This is a genomic window from Actinomyces johnsonii (assembly GCF_006546835.1).
GTDB lineage: Bacteria > Actinomycetota > Actinomycetes > Actinomycetales > Actinomycetaceae > Actinomyces > Actinomyces johnsonii.
The window spans coordinates 451367-476275 of the sequence record NZ_VICB01000003.1 but is presented as its reverse complement, the minus strand read 5'-3'; the positions used below and the strand labels follow the sequence as shown (position 1 = coordinate 476275).

The window sequence follows — 24909 nt, the reverse complement described above, 5'->3', positions numbered from 1 at the left end:
ACAACGTGATTCTCCTGGCTTCACGATCCTCCGGCCGCTTGTCCACCCTGAGGGCCGCCGGTGTCGAGCCGCTGGTGCGAGCCTCCTCAGTCGATGAGGAAGCCGTGCTCCACGAGCTGGCTAATCGACGCCGGGCGACGGGTCTGCCCGCTCCGAGCGCCGCCGAGCAGGTGCAGGCCCTGGCCCGGGCGAAGGCACTCGACGTAGCGGCAGACATCGACCCGCAGGAGGCCGAGGTGGTCGTGGGCTGCGACTCCATGCTGGAGATCGACGGCCGGGTCGTCGGCAAGCCCACCGATGCTAAGGACGCCCGCGAGCGCTGGCGAGTGATGAGCGGGAGCACCGGCACCCTATACACGGGGCACTTCCTGGTACGCACCACCGATGAGGCCATCGCCGAGGGGGTCAGCTCGGCCACTGTCCACTTCGGCTCTCCCTCTCGGACCGAGATCGAGGCATACATCGCCAGCGGCGAACCGCTGTGGTGCGCGGGCGCCTTCACCATCGATGGCCTGGGGGGCGCCTTCATCGAGGGGATCGACGGCGATCCGCACGGGGTCGTCGGCATCTCCCTGCCGCTGCTGCGCCGACTCCTGGCCGATCTGGGAGTGCGCTGGACAGACCTGTGGGCGCCGCCGGCCGGTCGAGAAACCGACTGACGACGCCCACCGGATCGCAGGACAGTCAGTGAGGAGCGTCAGGACGCCGAGGAAGTCGACGACGCTGAGGGCGCAGCGGAGTCCGGAGCCTGCGCGATAACCTTCATGAGCTCGGCCATGGCGACTTGCTGTTCGCGGCTGAGACGGTCGATGACGTGGCGGCGCACGCCGTCGAGGTGCACCGGCGCGGCCTCGCGCAGGAAGTCGACCCCGGCCCGGGTCAGCATGCAGTTGACGCCGCGGCGGTCCGAGTCGCAGGACGCGCGCTCGACGTATCCCACGTTCTCCAGGCGTCGAACGGTGTGGGTCAGGCGGGAGCGGGAGTGGGAGACGTGCTCGGCGAGGGTCGACATGCGCAGGGTCTGATCGGGCGCCTCGGACAGGCGCACTAGGATTTCGTACTCGTGCATGGAGATGCCGCAGCCCGCTTCGAGCTCGCGGTTGAGGCGGGCGGTGACGGAGGTGGATGCTGCCAGGAAGGAGCGCCAGGCATCCATCTCGATCTCATCGAGCCGGTGGAAGCCCTCCTTCTGCTCCAAGAACTCTTCCTGACCGCAGGTGCCGGCTGACATCTGGCCGAGCCCGGCCCGGTCTGCCGCCCCGGCAAACTCCTGACTGTAGGTGGCTTCGACAGCCTCCTGGTCGCTCTGAGTCCACTTCATCTCGACGTCCTCGGTGTAGGCCGTCGGCTTCACCATCGTCCGTTCTGCGGTAATCACCTTATCGACTCCTCTCAGCACCGACCCGGACGGGTCGAGAACCCTTTAGCGCTCACTTGCCATCTGCCTTTGGCTTTCACACAAGTGCAACTCCACTTCTTTTTTATCACACCCGGTCAGACCGTCAGCACTTCAGTACAGTCACTCAGATCATCCAACAACCACGAGAACACCATCCACAACACTGATCTTTGCTTGAAACGACGCGGATCGAGCTGAGCTCCGTCCACTTCGGAAAGGAATTCGAACACTGTCTTCATGTCACCCTGACATCCATCAGATTGACATTCGAATTACCTACCTTTGTCACGTCATCATCCCCACTGACCGATGATCGAAGGAGGTTAACAATTCGCCTCCACCTTCTCATCTCGTCGCCACCAAGACAACAGTGAATCGCCGTCAGAATTTCCTCCAGCAGGTAATCATTTTTCCCTCACGGGGCGATAGGGCATCGATCAGCGCCTGCGGCCACTCCGGCATCCAGTGCCGGGAGGGCTCCGTCACCGGCGCTGCAGGACGAGGCGCCCACACCGGGCGATGTCACCGCTACCGGGATCGACAACGAGCGTCGTCCACGCCTCTCCTCCATCCAGACAGTGCGCAGGTACATCGGCAGCACCAATGAATCTCAGGCGAATCTGCTGGTGGGGCGAAGGCCGGGCAACCGCGAGGCTGAGCGCACCAAGCAGGAGGCCGTGCGCCACGACGTCATTGGGACCAGCTTCCAGACCGAGCTCAGCAGCCCTGCCGGGCAGGAGATGGATCGCGTTGCGGTCCCCGGTCGCCTCCGCCCAGGCGACGACGTCGTCATAGGCGAGCCGGTAGATCCCGTCACCGGATGGCGGATCAAATCCGGCCTCAGACTCCGTGAGTTTCCTCGTCGCCGCAGGTTGATCGGCCGGGCCGCGGCGGGCGAGCTCGTGGGTGACCCTCCAGCGCCGTCCGACGCTCTGTACTTCGGCGGTTACCCGGATGAGCTCCCAGCCCGCGCGGACGGTTCGCTGGACCGACATCCCCTCAGGGCACCGGGAGATCCCCGGAGCCCCGTCACCTGCACCGCTCGGACTCATGAGACAGCGACGGTGCAGCAGACCATTCCAGGCGGCGGTCCCGTCCTGGGCCCGCAGACGCCCCTGCAACCGCTGCATGACCAGGACAGGAGGAAGCGACAGTGCGGCGCCCCTCAGCGCAAGACGGCGGAGCTGCGTCTGAGACAGCCCGGATGATCCCGTCTCAAGAACCGCGGCGAGGACCGCTGCGAGCCGCTCGACGTCGTCCCAAGGGCTGAGGCCGTTCACGTCACCGATGCTAGGCGGCATCCGCTTCAGAGACGACGATGCCCCGCCGACAACATGTCAACGGGGCTCGATCCTGAGGCCGCAGGTGACCGCGACCAGGGCCGGAACGCGCTGCTCAGCGTGTCTCGCGGTGCTCGGTGTGCTTACCGCAGCGAGCGCAGAACTTGGAGATGCTGAGACGGTCGGGGGTGTTCCGACGGTTCTTCTTGGTGATGTAGTTGCGCTCCTTGCACTCCGAGCAGGCCAGAGTGATCTTGGGGCGAACGTCGGCGGACTTGCTGGCCACGTTTGTCTCCTCGTGTCGATCCTCGAGCATGCGACGGGTGCGCTGTACTCGAAAACTTGCGTAGCGGGGGAGGGACTCGAACCCTCGACCTCACGATTATGAGTCGTGCGCTCTAACCAGCTGAGCTACCTCGCCATATGACCACAATGGGGGCCAATGGCCCCCGCTGCGAGAGCCCCGAAAGGGAATCGAACCCTTGACCTTCTCCTTACCATGGAGACGCTCTGCCGACTGAGCTATCGGGGCAACGAGCCGAATCCTAGGCAGATCCGAACTGCTCTGGCAATTCGGCCCGCCGTGGCTTCGCTCACTGCGGCCCTCACCGCAAGGGTGAGGTGCGATCAACGAGTGATCGGCGTGGCGGGTGAGGGATTCGAACCCCCGTAGCATTACGCGGCTGATTTACAGTCAGCTCCCATTGGCCGCTCGGGCAACCCGCCTTTGGCTCCGCACTCAGGCCTCCCGGCCATCGCTTGGCGCCGTGGAAGAATAGCAAGGCAGCGGCGCACAGCGCCAATCGCCCCCGTAGGACCCTCCTCACAGAACAACCCGCCTAGACTCGGGTCGACTGAAGTCCCACCCCGGAAAGGACTGCCGCCATGGCCAACGACTCCTCCTTCGACGTCGTCTCCCGCCTCGACCGCCAGGAGGTGGACAACGCCGTCAACCAGTGCGCCAAGGAGATCTCCCAGCGCTACGACTTCCGCGGCGTCGACGCCTCCGTGAGTCTGTCCGGTGACACCATCACCCTGGAGGCCAACACGGCCGAACGGGTCCTGGCGATCCTGGACGTCCTGGAGTCCAAGCTCTTCCGCCGCGGCGTCTCCCTCAAGGCCCTGGACCTGGGGGACAAGGAGCCGCGTCCCTCGGGCAAGATCTATCGTCTGGCCTGTCCCCTGCGCGAGGGACTCGCCCAGGAGGTCGCCAAGAAGATCACCAAGGCGATCCGCGACGAGGGTCCCAAGAGCGTCAAGGCCACGATCCAGGGCGATGAGGTGCGTGTGACCTCCAAGTCCCGTGACGACCTCCAGACGGTCATCGCCCTGCTGAAGAACCTCGACGTCGACGCCGCCCTCCAGTTCGTCAACTACCGATAGAACCGATAGAACTGCGGTCGAAGCACCGCGCTAGGCTGACAGAAGTGCCAGGACGGCCTTGACGCGGCGGTGGACGGCAGCGTCGGGCAGCAGGCCGAGCTTGGCGAAGATCCGCTGGGTGTGCTTCTCCACGGCGCCCTCGGTGACCACCATGATCTCGGCGATGCCGGCGTTGGTGCGGCCCTCGGCCATAAGCGCCAGCACCTCGCGCTCACGGGGCGTGAGCTCGGCGAGCGGGTCGTCGCGCCGTCCGCGCTGGAGAACCTGGGAGACGACGTCGGGATCCAGGACGAGCTCACCGCGCGCCACCCGCTCGACCGCGCTGAGGAAGGCGTCGATGTCGCCGACCCGGTCCTTGAGGAGGTAGCCCAGGGCGCCTCCGCCGTCAGCCAGGAGATCAGGCAGGTAGCCTGCGACGACGTACTGGCTCAGCAGCAGGATGGGGGCGCCCGGCCACTGGTCGCGGATGCGGGTCGTGGCGCGCAGGCCCTCGTCGGTGTGGGACGGAGGCATGCGGATGTCGGCGACGACGACGTCGGGCCGCAGCCGCAGCGCCTCGCTCACGAGAGCCTCGCCGTCCCCCACTCCCCCGACGACCTCGTGCCCGCCGTCGGTCAGGATGAGTGCCAGTCCCTCGCGCAGGAGGACGGAGTCATCAGCGATCAGAACGCGCACGGGATCATCGCCTCCACTGTGGTCGGCCCGCCGGTCGGGGATGTGAGCGTGAGCCTACCGTCGACGCCGCTTAGGCGCTCGACCAGGCCGGCCAGGCCGTGGCCCTTGGCGGTCGATGCCCCACCGATGCCGTTGTCGCTGATCCTCACCTGCAGGGCGCCGTCGACGACGCGGGCCTCGACGCCGGCGGCCGTGGCCCCGGAGTGCTTGTTGAGGTTGGCCAGGGACTCGCTGACAACGAAGTAGGCGGCTTGGGAGACGTGGTCGGGAAGGTCCTGGGACAGCTCGGTGCTCACAGTGACCGGGACGGAGGAGCGGGTGGCGGCCTCGGTGATGGCGGCGGCCAGGCCGCGGTCGACGAGGACGGGCGGGGCGATGCCGCGGGAGAGCTGGCGCAGCTCATCGAGGGTCTGCTGGGTCTGGTCCATGGCGCCCTGGATGATCGCGGAGGCTGCCACCGGGTCCTTCTCGGCCTGACGCTGGGCCCGGGCCAGGTCCATGCGCAGGCGTACGAGGCGCTGTTGGGGGCCGTCGTGGATGTCGCGCTCCAGGCGGCGGCGGGTGTCGGCCTCGGCCCGTTGGACAGCGGCCCGGGAGGTTTGCAGGCGGCTGACCTCGCTGCGCCAGGAGAGCATGCCGCGGATGAATCCCGTCTGCATGGCGGCCAGGCCCCGTAGGATGAAGGGGGCGGTCAGGGAGAAGATGATGCCGCAGGCGAGATCGATGACGACGTCCCAGAGCAGGGGCGGATACAGGCCCAGAAGATCGGATAGCCCCTGGCGTTGGTCTCCAAGGATTGATTCGGTAATGACATCGGCGATAGGGGCGAGGAAGCCACCCACGGCCAGGGCCAGCCACACGACGGTGAGGATCCAGGTGATGAGGGACACCGGGAAGTAGACGATGACCCACAGCAGGTCCACCCAGCGCTGGGGGTCGCGCAGGCGTCGCAAGAGCCGACGGCGCGCGGAGGCCTCCGGAACAGGAGGCAGATAGCCGCCCGGCCTGGGCTCACGCTCGTCCAGGCGCGCCACGCCGAGGCGGGCCAGGTTGGCGAAGCCCCCGGCGATGCTCAGGGCCAGGACCAGGAGGAGGAGACCGACCCCGATGATGACGGTACCGGTGCCGGCAACCGTCAGCGGAAGCACGAGGCAGAAGGCGAGCAGGCTCAGTGGCCAGCTCAGGAGGAGGAAGGCGGCGTCCCTGCCGAGTCGACGGTAGCGCGCGGCCCATGTTGATCGGTTCATGCCCCATATCCTCCTCAGGCCTGGAATCATGCCCAATCCTGTCACCTGGCGAGGCTTTGGTGGGGCTAGCCCGACATGTCAGTCTGCGAGTCGGGTGACCAGGCTGTGGGCGATCTCGTCGGCCCATCTCCCATAGCGAGCCTCGCCGGGGCGGCTCAGGCAGTACAGGAGGTTGCCCAGGCGATCGAGGAGCTCGTAGGCGTCTCGACGGGCCAGCAGCTGCCGCGGGTCGATGGCATCGGTGTCCTGCGAGAGCCGCGAGCGCAACAGGTGGCGCAAGTACCGAGAGTACTCAGTGACGAAGGCGGCGACGTCGTCGGGCGTCATAGGCAGGTACCAGGGCCCGCCGGTCACCCAGCCGCCGATGAGGGCCAGATCCTTGGCAGTATCGCCGGGGCCTGACCACTCGAAGTCGATGAACCGCGGAACACCGTCGGAACCGAGGATGACGTTCGGAGCGACGACGTCGCCGTGGATAAGCGGGTGGGTGGGGACGGTCTCGAAGGCGGGGTCGAGTCGGGCGAGCTCATGGCGCCAGGCGGGCAGAAGCGCGGTGACGCGAGGGTCGGTGAGAGTGACCGGGTGGCGATCACCCCACCAGGCGAGCATCTCCTCCCCCTGCTCGCCAGCGCCCGGCACCCGGGCGGCCAACGGCGCAGGGCTGGCCTCGCCGGCCGCATCGGTCGGGGTAGCCGGGACCGCAAGCGCCTCGTGCAGGCGGGCGATCTGGTGGGCGAGGGCGGTCGCGAGCTGCCGGTTCCAGTCGGTGGCGCGCAGAGCCCGGCCGGGAACGTGGGTGGTCACCATGTAGGGGGTGCCGAGCGGGTTGTCGACTCCGGTCTCCAAAGCGATGGCACTGGTTCCGAGCTCGGACGGGACACGTCTGAGGGTCTCGAACTCGGCCGTCATCGAGCGGGGCATCTCATGGGGCGAGCGCCGGGGAACACGCAGGACCCGTGCCTGGTCACCGGAGCCGATTCGCCAGGCAACGTAGCTCTCTCCGGCTCCTAGCCGCTCAACCGGTCCGGACGTCGCGCCGCGCAGCTCACCGCCGCCGACGGCCCCCTGGATACGTCGGGCGAGATCATCGTCGGTTTCGGTTGGGGGTGGGCTGCCCACTCCCCTATCCATCATCACCTGGCTCTGCCCGCGAGGCCGAGATCGACAATGGCCCGGGCCGCCTCGACGGCAGTGAGCCGGGCGGTATCCAGGCGGAGGTCGGCCTCGGGCCAGGGGGCGTAGTCACGGCGGGTGATCTCCTTCCAGTCCGGCAGCTTGAGGCCCTCGATATCGCCGACCCGCTGCCGGGCACGGCGGCGGTGCTCGGCCGCATCGGAGCAGGTGAGCTCGACGGCGAGGAACCAGCATCCCTGGGCCGAGGCGGTTTCCTCCCACAGACGGCGGGTGATGGGCAGCGGGTTGACGCATTCGACCAGGACCTCACCGCCCGCGGCCAGGACGTCCCGGGCGACGGCGGCAGCCACGTAGTAGCCAGCCCCTCCGGGCATGCCGGGAAGCATCTCGCCACTGTCCCGCAGAGCCTGCTCGATGGAGTCGATGCGCAGCCAGGTCGGCGGTTGGCTCTGCGCCTGTCCCTCGGCACGCAGGCGCAGGACCTCCCGGCACACGGCGGTCTTGCCGACTGCCGGCAGTCCGCCGACGACGGTCAGGGTCACCGTCAGTACCCGGCCATCTGCTCGAGGCGGGCGATGCGCTTGTCCATGGGAGGGTGGGTGGAGAAGAGGTTGCGCAGGCTCCCGAACGGGTTGGCGATCATCATCGAGGAGACCGGCTCGAGGCGCGGGTCCTGTCCCATGGGCACGCGCGAGATGCCCGACTCGAGCTTGCTGAGCGCGCTGGCCAAGGCGAGCGGGTCCTGAGTGAGCTCGGCGCCGTCATGGTCGGCGTCGTACTCGCGGGTCCGGGAGATGGCGAACTGGGTGATGGTGGCGGCCAGTGGCGCCAGGAGGGAGAGCAGCAGAACGGCGATGATGTTGCCGCCGTCCCGGTCACGCCGGTTGCCGCCGCCGAACCACAGGGCCATGGTGGCCACTGAGGAGATGATGCCGGCGATGCCCGCAGCCACCGAGGAGGTGAGGATGTCGCGGTTGTAGACGTGGGAGAGCTCATGGCCCAGGACGCCGCGCAGCTCGCGCTCATTGAGGAGCTGAAGGATGCCCTGGGTGCAGCACACAGCGGCGTGCGAGGGGTTGCGGCCAGTGGCGAAGGCGTTGGGGCTCATCGTGGGGGCCACGTAGAGGCGCGGCATGGGCTGGCCGGCAGCGGCGGAGAGCTCGCGCACAATGGCGTACATCTGGGGATGCTGGTCCTCGGTGACCTCGATGGCGCCCATGGAGCGCACCGCGATCTTGTCGGAGTTCCAGAAGGCGAAGGCGGTCTGGGCGACGCCGATGATCGGCACGATGAACAGCCAAATGGATGAGCCCGTGCCCCGGGTCAGTGCGTAGCCGAGAAGGAGAAGCAGGCTCCACATGCCGCCCAGGAGGACGGCGGTCTTGAGACCGTTGTAGTGGTGAGTCCTTGTCATGGGTGGAGACTATGGGATGAACCTGTGTCCCACCTATGTCTGCTGGCGCGGGACCACTCGCGCGGTGATGAGGCCGCAATCCAGGCAGCGCAGGGCATCGCGGAAGTCGTCGGGGTCGAAGGTGGTTCCCGGCGCCTCGCGCACGAGGGTCCAGTATTTCTCCGTCGAGTCGAGGACCGCGTACCCAGTGTCGCGGAAGCCGGCGCGCTCGTAGAAGGCGAGCCGGCGACGTCGCTGCTCGGCGTTGTCGGCCTCGGCGATGACGGGCTCGATGTCCAGGACGATGCTGCAGCCGGGGTGACGGCGCTCGACCTCGGCCAGGAGGCGGGTGCCCACACCGCGGCCGCGGGCGACGTCGTCGACGGCGAGGTAGAAGAGGTAGAGCAGCCGGGAGCCGGGGCGGCGCACGGTCCAGGTCAGGGCGACGGGATCCGGCGAGGCCGCACGGGTCGGTCCGGCGGGCCGGTCCCACCAGGCGACGAGGTCGATGCCGCGCCGCAGGCTGAGCAGGTGGATGAGTGCCCAGGGCAGGCGCTCATCCTCGGGGAAGGCGCGCAGGTAGAGGTCGTGCGCCCAGCGGTCCGTGCCGCTGGCGACGCGGATGCGACGGGTTCTCACCGCTCAGCTCAGCAGATCGACGACGTCGGCCGTGGGGATGTCCAGAGCCTCGCCGACCCCGGCGGTGTAGAGCGTCCCGGCGTGCGTGCTCAGGCCGCGCGCGAGATCGGGGCGCGCAGCGATGGCGTCGCGCCAGCCCTCATCGGCCAGGGCGAGGGCGTAGGGCAGGGTGGCGTTGGTCAGCGCGTAGGTGGAGGTGTGCGGGACGGCGCCAGGCATGTTGGCCACGCAGTAGAAGATCTTGCCGTCCACCTCGAAGGTGGGCTCCGAGTGCGTGGTGGGGCGAGAGTCCTCAAAGCAGCCGCCCTGATCGATGGCGATATCGACCAGCACGCTGCCGGGTCGCATGGTTTCCACCGTGGCGCGCGTGACGAGGCTGGGGGTGCGGGCCCCGGGCACGAGGACGGCGCCGATGACCAGGTCCGCCCCGGCGCAGGCGCGGGCCACGTCGAGCTCGGTGGAGAAGCGGGTGCGGATGGCACCGCCGTCGATCTCCTCAATGTGGCGCATGCGCAGGGGGTCGACGTCGAAGACGGTGACGTCCGCGCCCATGCCGGCGGCGAGACGCGCGGCGCTCAGGCCGGCGGTGCCGCCGCCCAGGACGACGACGTTCCCGCGCCGCACCCCGGCGGCACCGCCCAGCAGGACGCCCGCCCCGCCGTGGGGGCGCAGCAGGGCGTCCGCGCCGACCTGGGCGGCCAGGCGGCCGGCGATCTCCGACATAGGCGCCAGGAGGGGCAGGGCGCCGGCGTCGGTCTCGACGGTCTCGTAGGCGATGGCGGTGACCTGCTTGGCGAGCAGCTCCTCGGTCAGGGCCCGGTCCGCGGCCAGGTGGAGGTAGGTGAACAGCAGCAGGTCCGGGCGCAGGTACTGGTACTCCCGGGCAACCGGCTCCTTGACCTTGAGGACGAGCTCGGAGTCGGCCCACAGGGCCGGGACGTCGTCGGTCAGGGCGGCGCCGGCGGCGGTGTACTCCGCATCGGGGATCGAGGCCCCCTGGCCGGCGCCCGTCTGAACAGTCACGGTGTGCCCGCGCCGGGTGAGTGCGTGAACACCGGCCGGCGTAATGGCGACGCGGAACTCGTTGTCCTTGATCTCGGTGGGAACGCCGATTCGCATGGTTCTACCTTCGAAATGGTCGTCGTGAGGGAACGGGTTGACGTGTGCCGACCGGGACCGGCGGCGGAACCGCCGGTCCCGGCTCAGTCAGTTCAGTCAGCCAAGCGGTGGGCGACCCGCTCGGGGACGCGGTCCGCCTCGGGCTGGCCGATGAGGTCCTCGGGAACCTCGGTGGAACGGGAGATCGCGGTCATGGCATCGCGCGAGACGACCTTGACGCGCTCGCGCGGCTTAGCGTCGCCTCCGGTGACGACAACCTCACCGTAGTCCTCGCCGAGCTCGCGCTCGTAGGCGTCCAGCAGCTCCCAGCCCTCCCAGTTGGTGAAGGGGATGCCGCGGGACTCCAGCAGGGCGATGAGGGCGTCGTGGCCGACCTGGGTCTCGTCGTCGGTCTCGGCGTGCAGGAGACCGGCATTCGCGTCGGCCACGAGGTTCGTGATGGTCTCCTGCGCGTCGGACTTGGTGGAGCCGATGAGGCCTACGGGGCCGCGGCGGATCCATCCGGTGGCGTACAGGCCGGTCAGCGGCTTGCCGTCCTCGCCGAGGACGCGGCCGCCCTCGTTGGGGACGACGTGCCGCTCGGCGTCGAAGGGCAGGCCCTCGATGGCGCTGGAGGCGTATCCGACGGCTCGGTAGATCGCCTGGACGGGCCAGTCGCGGTACTCGCCGGTACCGGTGACGTTGCCGTCGCCGGTCAAGCGGGTGCGCTCGGTGCGCAGGCCCACGACGTGGCCGTCGTCGTCGGTGAGGACCTCGTGGGGAGCGGAGAAGAGGTGGATGTGGATGCGGTGGGAGGCGGTGAGGTCCTCCGGTTCCTGCATCGCGTAGCCCTCGAGGGCCTTGACCACCTGGCGCTGCTGGTTGGAGGAGGCCAGGGCCGCCTGCGAGCCCTCGTCGTACTCGAAGTCCTCCTCGTCGACGATGACGTCCACGTCGGCTTGCTTGCCGAGCTCGCGCAGCTCCAGCGGGGTGAACTTCACCTGGGCGGGGCCGCGGCGCCCGAAGACGTGCACGTCGGTGACCGGGGACTGCTGGAGGGTGGCGGCGACGTTGGCCGGGATCTCAGTGGTCATGAGGTCGTCGGCGTGCTTGGCCAGGACGCGGGCGATGTCCAGGGCCACGTTGCCGACGCCGATGACGGCGACCTCCTTGGCACTCAGGTCCCAGGTGCGCGGGTGATCGGGGTGGCCGTCGTACCAGGAGACGAAGTCGGCGCCGCCGTGGCACTCGGGGGCGTCGACGCCGGGGATGTCCAGGGGGGCGTCAGTGTCAGCGCCGGTGGAGAAGACGATGGCGTCGTAGTGCTCGTGGAGCTCGGCCACCGAGATGTCACGGCCGACCTCAACGTTGCCGATGAGCCGGATGTCCCCGCGCTGGAGGATCTTGTAGAGGGCCACGATGATCTGTTTAATGCGCGGGTGGTCGGGGGCGACGCCGTAGCGCACCAAGCCGTAGGGCGCAGGAAGCCGCTCGAACAGGTCGATACAGACCTCCATGCCCGACTTCGAGAGGATGTCCGAGGCGTAGATGCCTGCGGGGCCTGCTCCGATGACGGCGACATTGAGAGGACGTGCGTTCACTGTTCTTAGTTCCTGATTCAGGGGACGTGGACGTGGTGCCGCGCGCTCGCAGCCATCACGGCCGGTTGGTCCGGTCTTGGGACGACGACGGGGCACCGCGGCACAGTCTATGGACGACAGGGAGGACTCACCCAGGGCGCGGGCAACATCAGCGCTTTGAGCCGCGTCACGTCCCGGCGCATCAGTAGCGGTGCAGGTGGTGTAGACGCCCCATCCGGAACAACTCCCCATTGTCGGCGCATGGTGCGCAGCCCACCATCGAAAGCAGCCGGTTCCCGTTCCAGCGCAGCACAGGAGCACCTATGCGCCGTCGCACATTCCTCACCACCCTTGGCGCCGCCGCAGGCGCGGGGCTCTACGGCTGTTCAGCCAAACATCCGAAGAGCACCGTCTCCAATAGCACGAGCCCGAGTGCCGCTGCTCCCGCTTCTCCCACTCCACCGACCCCCACAGCCACCCCCATCGTCTTCGGGGCGGAACCGCTGTGGCCCCCACCGGGAGTCATCAGCGACCAGGATCAAACCTTGGGCGAAGGATGTCAGATCCTACATGTCCACGGTCGTTATCTCATCGGTGCGATCGGAGCCCACTATCTACCGGGCCAAACTGACGTGACCGGTATGTGCCCGGTCATCGTCGACCTCACCGGTCCCACAACCTACGCAATACTGCCCGACGGCGTCTCCGGGGGATATCACGCAGCCGAAGTGAAGCCTACGGCACCGGCTAACAACGCCACAGAAACGAGCAAAGTAGGAGCAGTCGCCCACCTGGCCACCGGACCTTCTACTCTTGACGACAATCATGCCTACATCGTCGTCGGCAAAACAGATGGGGTAACCGGTTCGAGCAATATGTCAGACGAAAACATGCCGTTGTCTCTTCTCAAGATCCAACTGTCCGATTACAAGGCGACTGCCAGCGTACAACTGTCAAGCAGCTTCCCCACGAGTGCATTCGCTCTGCAGGACAGCCCAAGTGGACGGCTCCTTTTTACCGCGGACGGGACGGCTCTTATGTTGACGACCGGCAGCGACCCTTATCTGGCTTTGCGGTTGTCCGCAACAGATCTGTCCATTCAGTTCGACGCTCATTCCGTACTCACGTATGCCTATCTCAACGACTTAGGAGGGGAAGCCGTATGCACCAGCAAATACAGCAGCTCAACAGAACCGGGAACGGTTGTCACCCTGACTGACGGAGCCTCACACACGGTCTCTGACTCGCCCAAATACGTATGCAGAAAATGGCTCTATGCAAGAAGATATACGACCGCCGGAAGCACAGTTGTCATGATCAATGTTGACACCGGGGAGGAGTTCACTCTCACCGGATTCCCTTATGAACTCAGTGACATGCAACATACAGCAACCAGCGGAGACTACATCATCACCTGCACGAATAATCAGATCGATGTGCGCACACCGGGGTCGACCTCTCCGACACTCACTTGGAACTCGGCGGAGCGAGCGGTTCCAAACTCGGGCCAGGTGTACGGAGACGTCCTCTATGCATGCTACATGTCCGGGAGGATCACTCTCGTCGACCTACACACCGGGGAAGAGCTCGATAACCGTCAGTTCACCCCCTTCCAACAAGCATGCGTCAGTTTCGTAACACCGTACGGAATCAGCACCGGTCGTTTCTTCTATCCAACGACCGAGTGGATGACAGATTCTAAGTCCGCCGCACCAACGAGCTCGTGAACAGTCGGCACACATTAAGACGAGGCCGCGCCATGCAACGTCGTTCTTTCTTAATCACTACAGCAACCATCGGCATGACGGGCGTAATCAGCGCCTGCTCAGATAAACCAAAACCTGGACCAAGTCCTTCGATTGCACCGATGCCGACTCCAGGATCAATACCAAGACCATCACCCCCAAACGATTCTACTGCACCTTCTTCATTCTCAGAGCTTTCACTATGGCCCGGAGTCAATGGTCTACGTACGAGGATTACCGCACTACGCAAACAGCACTTATGTGGCAGTGTCAGAATGCCAAAAATGCAGGCTACCGTCGTCAGCGGCACATGCCCGGTCATCGTTGATCTACATGGTCCAACAACATGGGCCCTTATCCCTGACGATCAACGACATTGGAATATTGTGGCCGTTGATCTTTCAGCAAGTTCAACACCGGAGCCAAAAGCCAGCAACACCTCAACGGCTACCACCGCACCTCCCAGCTCGGATCTCGATGTTCTTGTTGGTCCTGCGATTCTTGACGAGTCCTACGCCTATTTTGTCGTCGGTGTTTACCACAACAGTCACCCTTCAGCGGACTCTATATCAGGCTCCGCTATTTTCACTGTCGACGTCATCAAGGTCTCACTCTCTGACCATGCCATTGTCACATCAGCGCGCATCACCGACAACTACGTGACCGGCAGCCTGTTCTTCGAAAGCATTTCCTTCTCCTTCAATGACGAGCATAACGCTTTGCTTGTCGCAGGAAGCAAGAATCCTCGAGATTCCAGCGCAAAGGGTTTCGGGCTTCGCCTAAGCTCAGACGATCTCTCTACTCAGTTCGACGCGAACACGATTCTTACCGAAGCCTACCAGAGCGTTGACGCAAAAGGAGAAGCATTGGTCGCAGAAAAGGATGACGGGAGCGTGACCATCGTCTATCTCAGGAACGGTACAGTCGAAACTCGGCAAGATATTGAGGTCGAGCTAGTTGAAGACAATTGGGTGTACTACAACGAAAAGACTCACCCCTACAAGAATCCACAAGCTACCAAGTTAGGAACTTTTCATGTTCTGAATGCGACCACCGGGGACAGCATTCTCCTTAATGAGCACCCTCAAGAGATTCTCCCTGCATACGTTTTTTATCCACTCTACACCGGCCAGCATGAAATAATTTACTACGGCATGTCAGAGCAGCCCGCCTTTACTGTCAGTCAACCGGGATCAGCCACTCCTATTCTGTCTTGGACTTCTAACGAGCACACAATTCCCGGCGCCGCATGCACCTTCAGCAACTTCATCTACATGGCGCCACCGAACACGCCGGATGGTAAAAGTGTCGGCAACCTTCAAGTTTCTTCTCTTTCGTCTGGCCAAGATGTGGCCAACATTCCTATCACTACGTGGGGCAGCGCTATGGGGGTCTCATCCTGGGGAATTGCTATCGACGGTTTCTTCTTCCCGGCGGACGCATGGTTCGGCCACCCCTCGTAGTCAACGCTCAGCCCCAGGCCTGAAGACTCCCTTGAGGAGCATTACCCATTGCCATTCCCATTATCGGGCGACATCCATAGACAGCAGCCGGTTCCCGTTCCAGCGCAGCAGAGGAGCAGCCATGCGCCGCCGCACTTTCATAGCCGCCACAGCAACAGTCACCTTGCTACCCACCGCAGTAGCTTGCCAACACAGCCGCCCCAACACGTCCGCTACCCCCACACCCACGCCGCCCCCAACGCCTGACGCCATTCCAACTGCCTTCACAGATACGCCCACCTGGCCAACAATAAACGCCAGAACAACGATCACGGCCGTTCATGATCACTACCTGTGCGCCGAAGCGGAGATCAAAGAAGCGCTCACCCTCTTCACCAACGGCAGGTGTCCCGTTGTCGTTGACGTCAGCAATCTCACCACCTACGCAGTTCTTCTGGACCAGAAAGGTGTATGGATCACCCGAAAAGTGGAAATGGTTGCCCGCGACGATACGGACGACGACCCGAAGGTTGCGTTGACTACTATATTCGTCGGTCCAGCTCTTCTCGATAGTGAATACGCCTATCTCACGCTCGGAGCCTTAACGCTATCGTCGCCCAGCACACAGGACACTATTAACAACAGTTATTCTGACAGTACCGCTTGTCCAATCGTCATCCTCAAAATTCGCCTGTCGGACGGGTCGATTCAAAATTCTCAAACGGTTAGCGAACACTATCAGGTGAATAGCATGTCGGACCTGAAACTCTCTTTCACCAACAATCAGGCCTCCATCATCCTTACAGGCGACAGCAGCGCAACTTATAATTCTACAAATTCCGCAGCCGATTACATAGCACTTCGTCTGAGCACTGAAGACCTGTCGATCCAGTTCGACGCACATTCGATTCTCGACAAACAGAACATTTCCGTCGTCATTCCCTGCGGCCAGGCCTTGACCTTCCCCTTGCCTTTGGAGACAAACAATGCCATCATATTCTTGACCAACAACAAGTACGAGCGTACGGATGATATCCAGCCAATCATAGTGAGGGACGACTGGTACTATTACAAGAACTCCTCGGAATCTTTAGTCGGAACAGCTAGACATGTCATCTCAGGGCAGGAGATTTCCTTAGAGGGAGATTGGGAGAACGAAGTCAAAGGTTGGCCCAGGATCTTCTCAGGACAACAGACGAATATCACATGGCAAGATCAGCATGACTCACCTGTTATTGCGGTACGCACGCCTGGAACTGCGAGCGCTGCATTGAGATGGGATGGAACTAATCATGAAGTTCCCAAAGGTGCGTGTACCTTTGGAGATGTTCTTTACTCCTTTTACGGAGCAAACGCTTCTAGTAGCACGTCGAGTCGTGGGTTCGATATCACTTCCATCAGTTCCGGGAAAACAATCTTTGATGCTCGGCAAGGTACGGCATATTCTGGCGATAACGGGGCAATCACACCATGGGGGCTCGTTGTCGCTGACTATTTTTATTCCGCTACCAGCTGGCTTGAAGATGCCTCGTCCGCTCCTACTTCGACAGCCCCTTCAAACCCGAGCAGCCCGACACCCACCTCCTAAGCGGTAACTCCTATAGAATGGACTTCAGCATGCATCGTCGCACTTTTCTTGTTAGTTCTGCGGCCGTCACCTTAGGGGGGTTTATCTGTTCCTGCGAGAAGAAGCCGAAACCCGGACCGACACCGTCGATCGCACGGATGCCAACTCCAGGACCGATTCCTAGGCCATTGCCTCCGAACGACACTGCCGCTCCTTCCTCCTTCTCCGATATAGCATTGTGGCCCAACACGGGTAATGCTCGAGTGACAATTACCGCGCTACATAAATGGCATCTGTGTGGGGGTCTCGAAGTCTCCGAGTTGGTGGACACGGTCGCAGATGGATGGTGCCCCGTCGTCGTCGATCTCAACGGTCCGTCGACTTGGGCGCTCACACCCGATAGCAAGGGGAACTGGAATATCAGTTCAGTGGCTTCCTCGCCAGCTCCTTCGACGACTCCTAAAGCGGACAGCAGTTCCTCCACAACCGCGGCAGCGACTGTTCCAGAACTCAGCATTATTGTTGGCCCTGCAGTTCTCGACGAGTCTTACGCGTATTTGACGGCCGGCGTTTACCATGACCGAAAGTCGGGGGAAGAGCGGAGAGATTCGCAGGACTTCTCTCCCAATGTTTGCGCTATCGACGTCATCAAGGTTTCGCTTTCCGATCATACAATTGTCGCCTCGACAAGAGTTAACAATGATTATCTCGCTGGCATTTCATTTCGGGTCACTCTCACATTCAACGCCGACCACAGCTCTCTACTCATTGCCGGCAACAAGAACAGCGATTTCGCAGACGCAAGAGGATTCGGATTCCGTCTGAGCGCCGCAGATCTTTCCATTCAGTTCGATGCGAGCACGGCACTCACCGGCGGATACCAAACTATGACCACAATAGGGGAGGCACTGACCACAGAAGATGCAGATGAGAACAGGGCTATAGTATACCTCGCAACCGGGACAACAGAGTCTCATAATGATCAACTCGCTGCACTAGTTAAGGACAACTGGCTCTATTATCACGACATATCTTACTCCCATAGGAATACTCAGGATTCCGAGCAGAGTGTTTTTCATGCAAAGAATATCGTCACCGGCGAGGATGTCATCATCAGCAGCGGTTCGCAGAGAACTGAAAACTATGGAATGTCGGATCTCATTTATGTTGATCAGCATGATATAATTCTATATGGCGACTACAAAGAGCCTGTATTCTCTGTACGTCCTCCCGGTTCACCTGTTGCATTTTTATCCTGGAGCTCCGACGAACGATCGATCCCGGGCGCATCCTGCACTTTTGGGGACGTCGTTTATATGGCGACATCACTACTGCAAGGAGGTAAAGGCGACAAGATTCCTGATACTCTTCAGTTGTCCTCCCTTTCATCTGGTCAGGATATAGGCAGCTACTCACTTGCAACTATATGCCGTTCTATAGCCGTATCATCCTGGGGAATCGCACTTGATCACCTTTTTTATCCTGCGGATGCATGGATCGGATACCCTTCTCAGTCGGCTTCGCCCTCCGATACACCTACAGCAACCGCTACAGGATCATGAGCTTGGAACCATATGAGCGGAGCTCCTTGGCCCTGTCTTTCTCTTCAGCCGATATTCTCCGGCCAGACGCCCATGCGGGTGGGCACGTTGGAGACTGCGGCGGAATCGGCGAGTACGGCGATCAGAGGAGACGGAGCCACCCTTCTTCAGCACACCACAACTCGCCAGGACCACCCCTGCACCGGTCAGTGCAGGCAGGGCCAGCACACTGCGACGGGTCAGTCGGGCACAGGCATTAGTCGACAGCGGCGTAGAGGACGGCATGTCGGGGACCTTTCGGCGCATCGGGAACACGTGCCTGGCGCGCTATGCACTGCGGTCCACCGCTCACGCAGGGGAGCTATCCGTCTCTCCCCAACGGCTCCTCGTCGTTCCGTGGGGAGCCGTGGGTAGTTGCGAGACCTCTTCAGTCCTCAGACCGGCCCTTCAGGCGGCCCGGTCCACGAGGATGCGGGCGAAGTCCTCCATGGCGGCACGCACCTGCACCACCCGCTCGCCCGCGTCGGCCAGCGCCGCAGCGGCGGCCTCACCCTCGATCCCGGCCTCGGCCAGGCGGTGCCGGGTGCCGTCAAGGACAGCCTCCTCCAGGTCCCCCAGGCCCTCAATCGCTTCAGCGGCCCACGCCATGGCCATCTCGCGGGTGCGGGCCAGGACGGGATGCTCTCGTAGGCGGGTGACGACGTCGGCCAGGAAGGCGTCATCGGACAGGTCGCCGCTGGACAGGCGCGAGAGAATGGCCTGGCCGGCGGCGTCGAGCTCCCCGGCCGCTAGGGCCTTGCGCAGGAGCAGGACCGGCATGGTGTCCACGCCCTCGCGCAGATCGGTTCCTGGGGTTTTACCGGTGGTGGCGGAGTCGCTCATGAGGTCAATGACGTCGTCGGCGAGCTGGAAGGCTACGCCGATCTTCTCTCCGAACTCCTCCACGATCTGTTCTGTTCGTGCCCCGGCATTGGTGAGCATCGCCCCGTAGCGGGCGGACACCGCGATGAGGGAGCCAGTCTTGTCGGCCAGGACCTGGATGTAGTGGTCCACCGGGTCGGTGCCCGCCGGGCGTGGCAGGGTCTCGTGGAGCTGGCCCATGCACAGGCGCTCGAAGGTCTTGGCGTGGGCCATGACGGCCTCGGGTCCCAGGGCCGCTACGAGTTGGGAGGCGCGGGCGACTAGGACGTCTCCGGTGAGAATGGCGGCGGAGTTGCCCCACACGGTCTGGGCACTCGGGGCGCCTCGGCGCAGCGGGGCCTCGTCCATGACGTCGTCGTGGTAGAGCGTGGCGATGTGGGTCAGCTCCACGGCCACGCCCGCGTCGCGGATCTGATCCCCCGTCGCCAGGGACGGTTCTCCGAGCTGGGCGGTCAGCAGGGCCAGGACCGGGCGCAGGCGCTTGCCCCCGGCCTCGGCCAAGTGCGAAGTCGGCGGGTTGATGGTCTCGTCGGCACTGGTAACCACCTCCATGAGGCGGTCCTCGATGGCCTGGAGGGCGGGGACGATGCGCGTCTCCAGCTGGGGGGCGCTCAGCGGCAGTGATCCGATCACGGAAGGAGCATAGCCGTACGGTCGAACAGGTCGAAGGCAGCCTGCGGCAGAATCCCCAGGCCGATTGTGGCCATGACCGCAACGCCGACCGCCAGGGCGATCGGCCCGTTGCTGGCCACGACCACCGAGCGCTCGCCGTCGGGCTCATGGAAGAACATGAGGACGATGAGCCGCATGTAGAAGAAGGCGGTCACGGCCGAGCAGACGACCGCCAGGATCACGAAGGGCACCCCGTTGCCGCTCAGTCCGGTGGCGAAAAGCCGGAACTTGGCCATGAAGCCGGCCGTCAGGGGCACGCCCGCAAAGGACAGCAGGAAGACGGTCATAGCACCGGCGGCCCAGGGGCTGCGTCGCCCCAGGCCCTTGAAGGCATCCAGGTCGCCATCCTCCCCGCCCACGGAGCCGCCCCGGTTAGAACGCACCAGAGCGATGATGCCGAAGGCGCCCACGGTGGCAACCCCGTAGGTCAGGGCGTAGAAGCTAAGCGCGGAGATCGCCTCCTTGGAGTAGGCCAGGATCCCGATGAGCATGAAGCCGGCGTGGGCGATGGCGGAGTAGGCGAGCATGCGCTTGACATCGCGCTGCACCACGCCGACGACGGTGCCCACGAGCATGGTCAGAGCCGCCACCGCCCACAGGGCCGGTGCCAGGTCCCAGCCCAAGGCCCCGGCGATGACGTAGTAGAAGCGCACGAGGGCCAGGAAGGCCGCGGCCTTGACCCCGGCGGCCATGAAGCCGGTGACCGGGGTGGGGGCGCCCTGGTAGACGTCCGGGCTCCAGGCGTGGAAGGGCACGGCCGCGACCTTGAACAGCAGGCCGACGATCACCAGTATGAGGCCGGCAAGAATGAGCCAGTCCTGGCCCTGTACGGTGCGCACGGCAGTGCCGATGCTCCGGTAGTCAACGGCACCGGCCACCCCGTAGAGCAGGGCCGATCCCATGAGGAGGAAAGCGGAGGCGAAGGCGCCCAGTACGAAGTACTTCAGTGCCGCCTCCTGGCTGAGCAGCCGGCGGTGGCGGGCGGTGGCCGCCAGAATGTACAACGGCAGCGAGATCATCTCCAGGACGACGAACAGCGTGATGAGATCACTGCTGGCTCCGAAGAGCATCATGCCCCCCAGGGAGAACATGGTCAGGGGGAAGACCTCGGTGGTGGTCCACCCCGCCAGGAGGGACTCGGTCTCCTCGGCGCTGCCGGGCCGATCGGCGGCCTGGGCCGCGAAGGCGCCATCGTTGACCGCGGTGCGGTCGGCCATGACCAGGACGGCCAGCAGGCCGATGACCAGGAGGATGCCCTGGGCGGCAATGGAGAAGGGGTCCTCGGTCAAGCCCGCCGACATGCGAGCGCCCGGGAGGAAACCCTCGGGCAGCTGGAACTGGGGCTCGGCCGCGGCAGCGGCCCCGGCGGCCTTGACCTCGCCCCAGCGCAGGAAGAGCGAGACCCCTGAGGCCAGGATGGCCAGGAAACTCAGCCCGGTCTGGATGACCAGGCGGGCGGGGCGGGCGATGAAGGCCTCCACGAGGACGCCCAGGACGCCGGCGCCCAGGATGAAGAGCACCGGTGTCAGGGCGTCCCAGTTGACGATCGGGGCAGTGGCTGAGGGGCTCACTTGGTGTTCCCTTCCGTAGCGGTGGAGACGGCGGGCGCTTCGGTTGCGCTATCGGCACCTGAGTCGCCGCTGGAGACGACTCCGGAGGCCGCGGCCTCCGGTTCCTGACTCACCGTGAGCGTGACCTGCCTGGCGACATCGTCGAGCGCGTGGGTGAGGATGGCCGGGGCCAGCCCGAGCGCGAGCATCGCGGCGATGATGGGGGCGACGACGAGCCGCTCGCGCCCGTCGAGATCGGGGCTGCCCACGCGTTCGGGCGCCGGCGCCCCGGTGAAGACCCGCTGGTAGGGCAGCAGCATGTAAACGGCGGCGATAACGACGCCGGCGACGGCGGCGCCGCCCAGGGCCAGCGAGACCGAGAAGGTGCCGGTGAGCACCATCCACTCGGGCACGAATCCGCTCAAGCCCGGCAGGGCGATGGAGGCCAGACCGCATACGAGGAACGTACCGGCCACCAGCGGCATGACCCGGGCGATACCGCCGAGCTCGCTGATGACGACCGTCCCGGTGCGCCGGGCCATGAAACCGGTGACCAGGTAGAGGCCGGCGATGGACAACCCGTGGGCCACCATGTAGACCATGGCGCCGTTGGCGGCGACCTGATTACCGATGAAGATCCCCAGGACCATGAAACCGAAGTGGCTCACGGAGGTGTAGGAGATGAGCCGGTAGAGGTTGTCCTGAGCGATGGCGACCAGGCCCCCATAGATGATGGAGACGACCGCCAGAACCAGGACCACCGGGGCGGCCCAGCGCGAGGCCTCGGGGAAGAGCGGAATGACCAGGGTGATCATCCCGAAAGTGCCGATCTTGTCCAGGATGCCGATGAGCAGCACCGAGGTGCCGGGCGTGGCCTGCTCGGCGGTGTCGGGCAGCCAGGTGTGGACCGGCACCAGGGGCGCCTTGATGGCGAAGGCGGTGAAGAAGGTCAGGAAGATCCAGTGCCCGGCGGAAGTGGACACGTGCAGGTTGGCGGCCACCGAGTCGATGAGGAAGCTGGGGGCGCCGTCCTTGGCGGAGTGCAGGTAGACCGCGATGACGCCGATGAGCATGATGAGCCCGCCGGCCAGCGAGTACAGGAGGAACTTCAGAGCCGCGCGCTGGCGCCCCTGACCTCCGAAGCAGCCGATGAGGAAGTACACCGGAATGAGCATCGCCTCGAAGCAAAGGTAGAACAGCAGCAGGTCGCGGGCCGAAAAGATGACGACGACGAAGAACTCCAGGGCCAGGACGAGCCCGGTGAACAGGCCCTGACGGTCGGCGGGCACCTCGCCCCAGGAGGCGAGCAGAACCAGCGGAGTGATGAAGGCCGCAAGGAGCACCATGGCCAGTCCCAGCCCGTTGACGCCCAGGGCCCAGGAGGCGCCGATGGCGGGGATCCAGGGGTGGGTGTGGACTAGTTGGACGGTACCGGCGCTGCCGGGGTCGAAGGCGCTCAGGGCCGACAGGCCCAGGGCGAGGACTGCCAGGGAGAACACCAGACCCACGGCGCGGGCGTGGAGCCGGCGCAGCGGCGGGACCAGCCACAGCAGGAGCGCCCCGGCCAGTGGCACGATCGCCATGACGGTCAGGACGGGCAGCGATGCGGGAAGAGTCGGCATGTGTCTCGTGTCCTCTCAGAACCTGGCGGCCAGGACGGCGATGAGTACGAGGACCGTTCCGGCCAGCATGTAGCCGGCGTAGGAGCGCACGTACCCGGACTCGGTGCGGCGGGTCAGGCGCCCCACGGCGCCCGTTCCGGCAGCGGCTCCCTCGACGGCGCCATCGACGACGTAGCGCTCGACGGCGTCGGTGGCCAGGACCAGTCCCTGGCCGGTGCGCATGGCCAGGGCCTCGTTGACGGCGTCCTGGTACATGTCCTTGCGGGCGGCCTCCACCAGGGGATTGGCCGGCTGCAGGACAACAGGCACCGGGCGGCTGACGTACATCCACCAGGCCACGGCGACCCCGATGATGACCAGGGAGAGGGTGGCACTCATGATGACGGCGGCGGGCAGGACCGGCTCGCCGTGCTCGACGTGGCCGGTGACCGGCTCCAGCCAGGTGACGAACAGGTTGTTGTAGGTCAGCAGACCGCCCAGGCCCGCGGAGAACACGGACAGGATGATCAGGGGAAGCGTCATGAGCCAGCCGGACTCGTGGGGGTGGACCTCGCCCACCAGGTCCTTATCCGTGGTCCAGCGCCGCTGGCCGTGGAAGATCATGAAGAACAGGCGGGACATGTAGAAGGCGGTCAGGCCCGCGCCCAGCAGGGCGATGGTTCCCAGGATCCAGGGCTTGACGCCCTCGCCGACGAAGGCGGCCTCGATGAGCCGGTCCTTGGACCAGAATCCGGAGAAGGGGGGCACCCCCAGGATGGCGAGCCAGCCGATGCCCATGGTGGCCCAGGTGATCGTCATGGCGCTGCGCAGACCGCCGAAGCGGCGCATATCGACCTGGTCGCCCATGGCGTGCATGACTGAGCCGGCTCCTAGGAAGAGCTGAGCCTTGAAGAAGCCGTGGGTGAGCAGGTGGAAGATGGCGAAGGCGTAGCCGATCGGGCCGAGCCCGGCACCCAGCATCATGTAGCCGATCTGGCTCATGGTGGAGGCGGCCAGGACCTTCTTCATGTCGTCCTTAGCGCTTCCGATGACGGCCCCCAGCAGAAGGGTGATGGCGCCGACGACGGCGACGGCCATCTGGGCATCCGGGGCACCCTCGAAGACGGCGGCGGAGCGGACCATAAGGTAGACGCCAGCAGTCACCATGGTGGCGGCGTGGATGAGGGCGGAAACCGGCGTGGGGCCGGCCATGGCGTCGCCCAGCCAGGCCTGGAGCGGGAACTGGGCGGACTTGCCGCAGGCCGCCAGGAGTAGGAAGAAGCCGGTGGCGGTGAGCCAGCCGGTGGCCACCGAGCCGTCGAGGGCGGCAGCGGAGACGGCGTCGAAGGAGACCGAGCCGACCTGGCCGACCATCGTCATCATGGCCAGCAGCAGACCGACGTCGCCCACACGGTTCATGACGAAGGCCTTTTTGGCCGCAGCGGCGTTCTCGCGGCTGGTGACCTGCTCGCCCTGGGGGGCATCGGCGTCGGCCGTGTTCCAGAAGCCGATGAGCAGGTAGGAGGCCAGGCCCACGCCCTCCCACCCGACGAAGAGCACGATGTAGGAGTCGCCCAGCACCAGGGTGAGCATCGCAGCGATGAAGAGGTTGAGGTAGGCGAAGAATCGGCGCCGGTCGCGGTCATGGGCCATGTAGGCCACCGAGTACAGGTGGATGAGGAAGCCGACGCAGGTCACCAGGGTCACGAAGGTCAGCGACAGCGGGTCCAGGCGCAGTCCGACGTCGATACTCAAATTGCCGGCGCTGAACCAGTGGTAGAGAGGCAGGCCGATGACGCGTTCCTCGACGGGCAGGCCCAGGACCTGGAGCAGGACGCCCACGCCCAGGCAGGCGGCCGCGAAGGATGCGGCCAGGCCCAGCCAGTGGCCCCAGGCGTTGGAACGGCGCCCGGCCAGTAGCAGGAGGGCGGCCGAGGCGGCGGGCACGGCGATGAGCAGCCACGCCCAGGAGGCCGGGCCGGTGGCCTCGGTCAGGGGCGTCACGACGGCAGTGACAGGAGCGGGAAGCATGTCGGTGGTCT

The 24909-nt window shown here is 64.7% G+C and carries 21 protein-coding genes and 3 tRNA genes; 6 read left to right on the top strand and 18 right to left on the bottom strand.

Annotation, left to right across the window (positions count from 1 at the left end; all coding sequences use genetic code 11):
• Positions 1-5: 5 nt before the first annotated feature.
• Positions 6-659 carry a Maf family protein gene (locus FK256_RS02675; RefSeq protein ID WP_141423586.1) on the top strand — a complete coding sequence of 218 codons (654 nt, stop codon included), beginning with the start codon at positions 6-8 and terminating at the stop codon, positions 657-659.
• Between the two features lie 38 nt (positions 660-697).
• Here the strand turns inward: FK256_RS02675 and FK256_RS02670 are convergent, their stop codons facing one another.
• From FK256_RS02670 to FK256_RS02645, 6 genes are all read right to left on the bottom strand, one after another.
• Complete coding sequence (locus FK256_RS02670; protein ID WP_244936105.1) at positions 698-1357, bottom strand: MarR family winged helix-turn-helix transcriptional regulator; 660 nt, start codon at positions 1355-1357, stop codon at positions 698-700.
• Positions 1358-1881: 524 nt separating this feature from the next.
• Positions 1882-2679, bottom strand: a complete 798-nt coding sequence (locus FK256_RS02665) for a hypothetical protein (RefSeq protein ID WP_309314030.1) — start codon at positions 2677-2679, stop codon at positions 1882-1884.
• Positions 2680-2794: 115 nt separating this feature from the next.
• A complete protein-coding gene (gene rpmG, locus FK256_RS02660; RefSeq protein WP_009233951.1) occupies positions 2795-2965 on the bottom strand; it encodes a 50S ribosomal protein L33 in 171 nt (56 codons plus the stop codon).
• A 61-nt stretch (positions 2966-3026) separates the two neighbouring features.
• Positions 3027-3100, bottom strand: a tRNA-Met gene (locus FK256_RS02655).
• A gap of 38 nt (positions 3101-3138) precedes the next feature.
• Positions 3139-3211, bottom strand: a tRNA-Thr gene (locus tag FK256_RS02650).
• 112 nt (positions 3212-3323) lie between these two features.
• Positions 3324-3405, bottom strand: a tRNA-Tyr gene (locus FK256_RS02645).
• Between the two features lie 159 nt (positions 3406-3564).
• Here FK256_RS02645 and FK256_RS02640 point away from each other — a divergent pair.
• The gene (locus FK256_RS02640; protein WP_141423583.1) at positions 3565-4062 is read left to right on the top strand and encodes a YajQ family cyclic di-GMP-binding protein; all 498 of its coding nucleotides are present in this window, start codon (positions 3565-3567) and stop codon (positions 4060-4062) included.
• A gap of 30 nt (positions 4063-4092) precedes the next feature.
• On the opposite strand, the gene FK256_RS02635 is transcribed toward FK256_RS02640, so the two are convergent.
• The 8 genes from FK256_RS02635 to FK256_RS02600 all read right to left on the bottom strand — a co-directional run bounded on the left by FK256_RS02635 (position 4093) and on the right by FK256_RS02600 (position 11849).
• Positions 4093-4737, bottom strand: coding sequence for a response regulator (locus FK256_RS02635; protein ID WP_009233950.1), 645 nt, complete (start codon positions 4735-4737; stop codon positions 4093-4095).
• On the bottom strand, positions 4725-5984 hold the full coding sequence (locus FK256_RS02630) for a sensor histidine kinase (protein ID WP_141423582.1): 1260 nt from the start codon (positions 5982-5984) through the stop codon (positions 4725-4727). Before FK256_RS02630 ends, FK256_RS02635 begins: the two co-directional genes overlap by 13 nt.
• Before the next feature lie 78 nt (positions 5985-6062).
• Positions 6063-7103, bottom strand: coding sequence for a phosphotransferase family protein (locus tag FK256_RS02625; RefSeq protein ID WP_244936104.1), 1041 nt, complete (start codon positions 7101-7103; stop codon positions 6063-6065).
• A gap of 14 nt (positions 7104-7117) precedes the next feature.
• A complete protein-coding gene (locus FK256_RS02620; protein ID WP_141423581.1) occupies positions 7118-7660 on the bottom strand; it encodes a P-loop nucleotide/nucleoside kinase family protein in 543 nt (180 codons plus the stop codon).
• A gap of 2 nt (positions 7661-7662) precedes the next feature.
• Positions 7663-8532: a zinc metalloprotease HtpX gene (htpX, locus tag FK256_RS02615; RefSeq protein ID WP_141423580.1), complete on the bottom strand. Its 870-nt coding sequence runs from the start codon at positions 8530-8532 to the stop codon at positions 7663-7665.
• A gap of 33 nt (positions 8533-8565) precedes the next feature.
• A complete protein-coding gene (locus tag FK256_RS02610; protein ID WP_141423579.1) occupies positions 8566-9150 on the bottom strand; it encodes a GNAT family N-acetyltransferase in 585 nt (194 codons plus the stop codon).
• A gap of 3 nt (positions 9151-9153) precedes the next feature.
• Positions 9154-10269 carry an alanine dehydrogenase gene (gene ald, locus FK256_RS02605; RefSeq protein ID WP_141423578.1) on the bottom strand — a complete coding sequence of 372 codons (1116 nt, stop codon included), beginning with the start codon at positions 10267-10269 and terminating at the stop codon, positions 9154-9156.
• A gap of 92 nt (positions 10270-10361) precedes the next feature.
• Complete coding sequence (locus FK256_RS02600) at positions 10362-11849, bottom strand: FAD-dependent oxidoreductase (protein WP_009234106.1); 1488 nt, start codon at positions 11847-11849, stop codon at positions 10362-10364.
• Positions 11850-12151: 302 nt separating this feature from the next.
• On the opposite strand from FK256_RS02600, the gene FK256_RS02595 reads away from it, so the two are divergent.
• The 4 genes from FK256_RS02595 (at position 12152) to FK256_RS02580 (ending at position 18144) form a co-directional block, all read left to right on the top strand.
• Entirely contained in the window at positions 12152-13555 is a 1404-nt protein-coding gene (locus FK256_RS02595) for a hypothetical protein (protein ID WP_141423577.1), read from the top strand.
• A gap of 302 nt (positions 13556-13857) precedes the next feature.
• Positions 13858-15036 carry a hypothetical protein gene (locus FK256_RS02590; protein ID WP_141423576.1) on the top strand — a complete coding sequence of 393 codons (1179 nt, stop codon included), beginning with the start codon at positions 13858-13860 and terminating at the stop codon, positions 15034-15036.
• Positions 15037-15157: 121 nt separating this feature from the next.
• Entirely contained in the window at positions 15158-16603 is a 1446-nt protein-coding gene (locus tag FK256_RS02585; RefSeq protein ID WP_141423575.1) for a hypothetical protein, read from the top strand.
• Between the two features lie 407 nt (positions 16604-17010).
• The gene (locus FK256_RS02580; protein WP_141423574.1) at positions 17011-18144 is read left to right on the top strand and encodes a hypothetical protein; all 1134 of its coding nucleotides are present in this window, start codon (positions 17011-17013) and stop codon (positions 18142-18144) included.
• A gap of 426 nt (positions 18145-18570) precedes the next feature.
• On the opposite strand, the gene FK256_RS02570 is transcribed toward FK256_RS02580, so the two are convergent.
• Genes FK256_RS02570 through nuoL form a run of 4 tightly spaced genes read right to left on the bottom strand, consistent with a single transcriptional unit; the run spans position 18571 to position 24898 of the window.
• Positions 18571-19677, bottom strand: a complete 1107-nt coding sequence (locus FK256_RS02570; RefSeq protein WP_141423572.1) for a polyprenyl synthetase family protein — start codon at positions 19675-19677, stop codon at positions 18571-18573.
• Entirely contained in the window at positions 19674-21287 is a 1614-nt protein-coding gene (nuoN, locus tag FK256_RS02565) for an NADH-quinone oxidoreductase subunit NuoN (RefSeq protein WP_141423571.1), read from the bottom strand. Before nuoN ends, FK256_RS02570 begins: the two co-directional genes overlap by 4 nt.
• Entirely contained in the window at positions 21284-22888 is a 1605-nt protein-coding gene (locus tag FK256_RS02560; RefSeq protein ID WP_141423570.1) for an NADH-quinone oxidoreductase subunit M, read from the bottom strand. The genes nuoN and FK256_RS02560 overlap by 4 nt, the downstream gene beginning before the upstream one ends.
• Positions 22889-22903: 15 nt before the next feature.
• Entirely contained in the window at positions 22904-24898 is a 1995-nt protein-coding gene (gene nuoL / locus FK256_RS02555) for an NADH-quinone oxidoreductase subunit L (RefSeq protein WP_141423569.1), read from the bottom strand.
• Between the last annotated feature and the right edge of the window lie 11 nt (positions 24899-24909).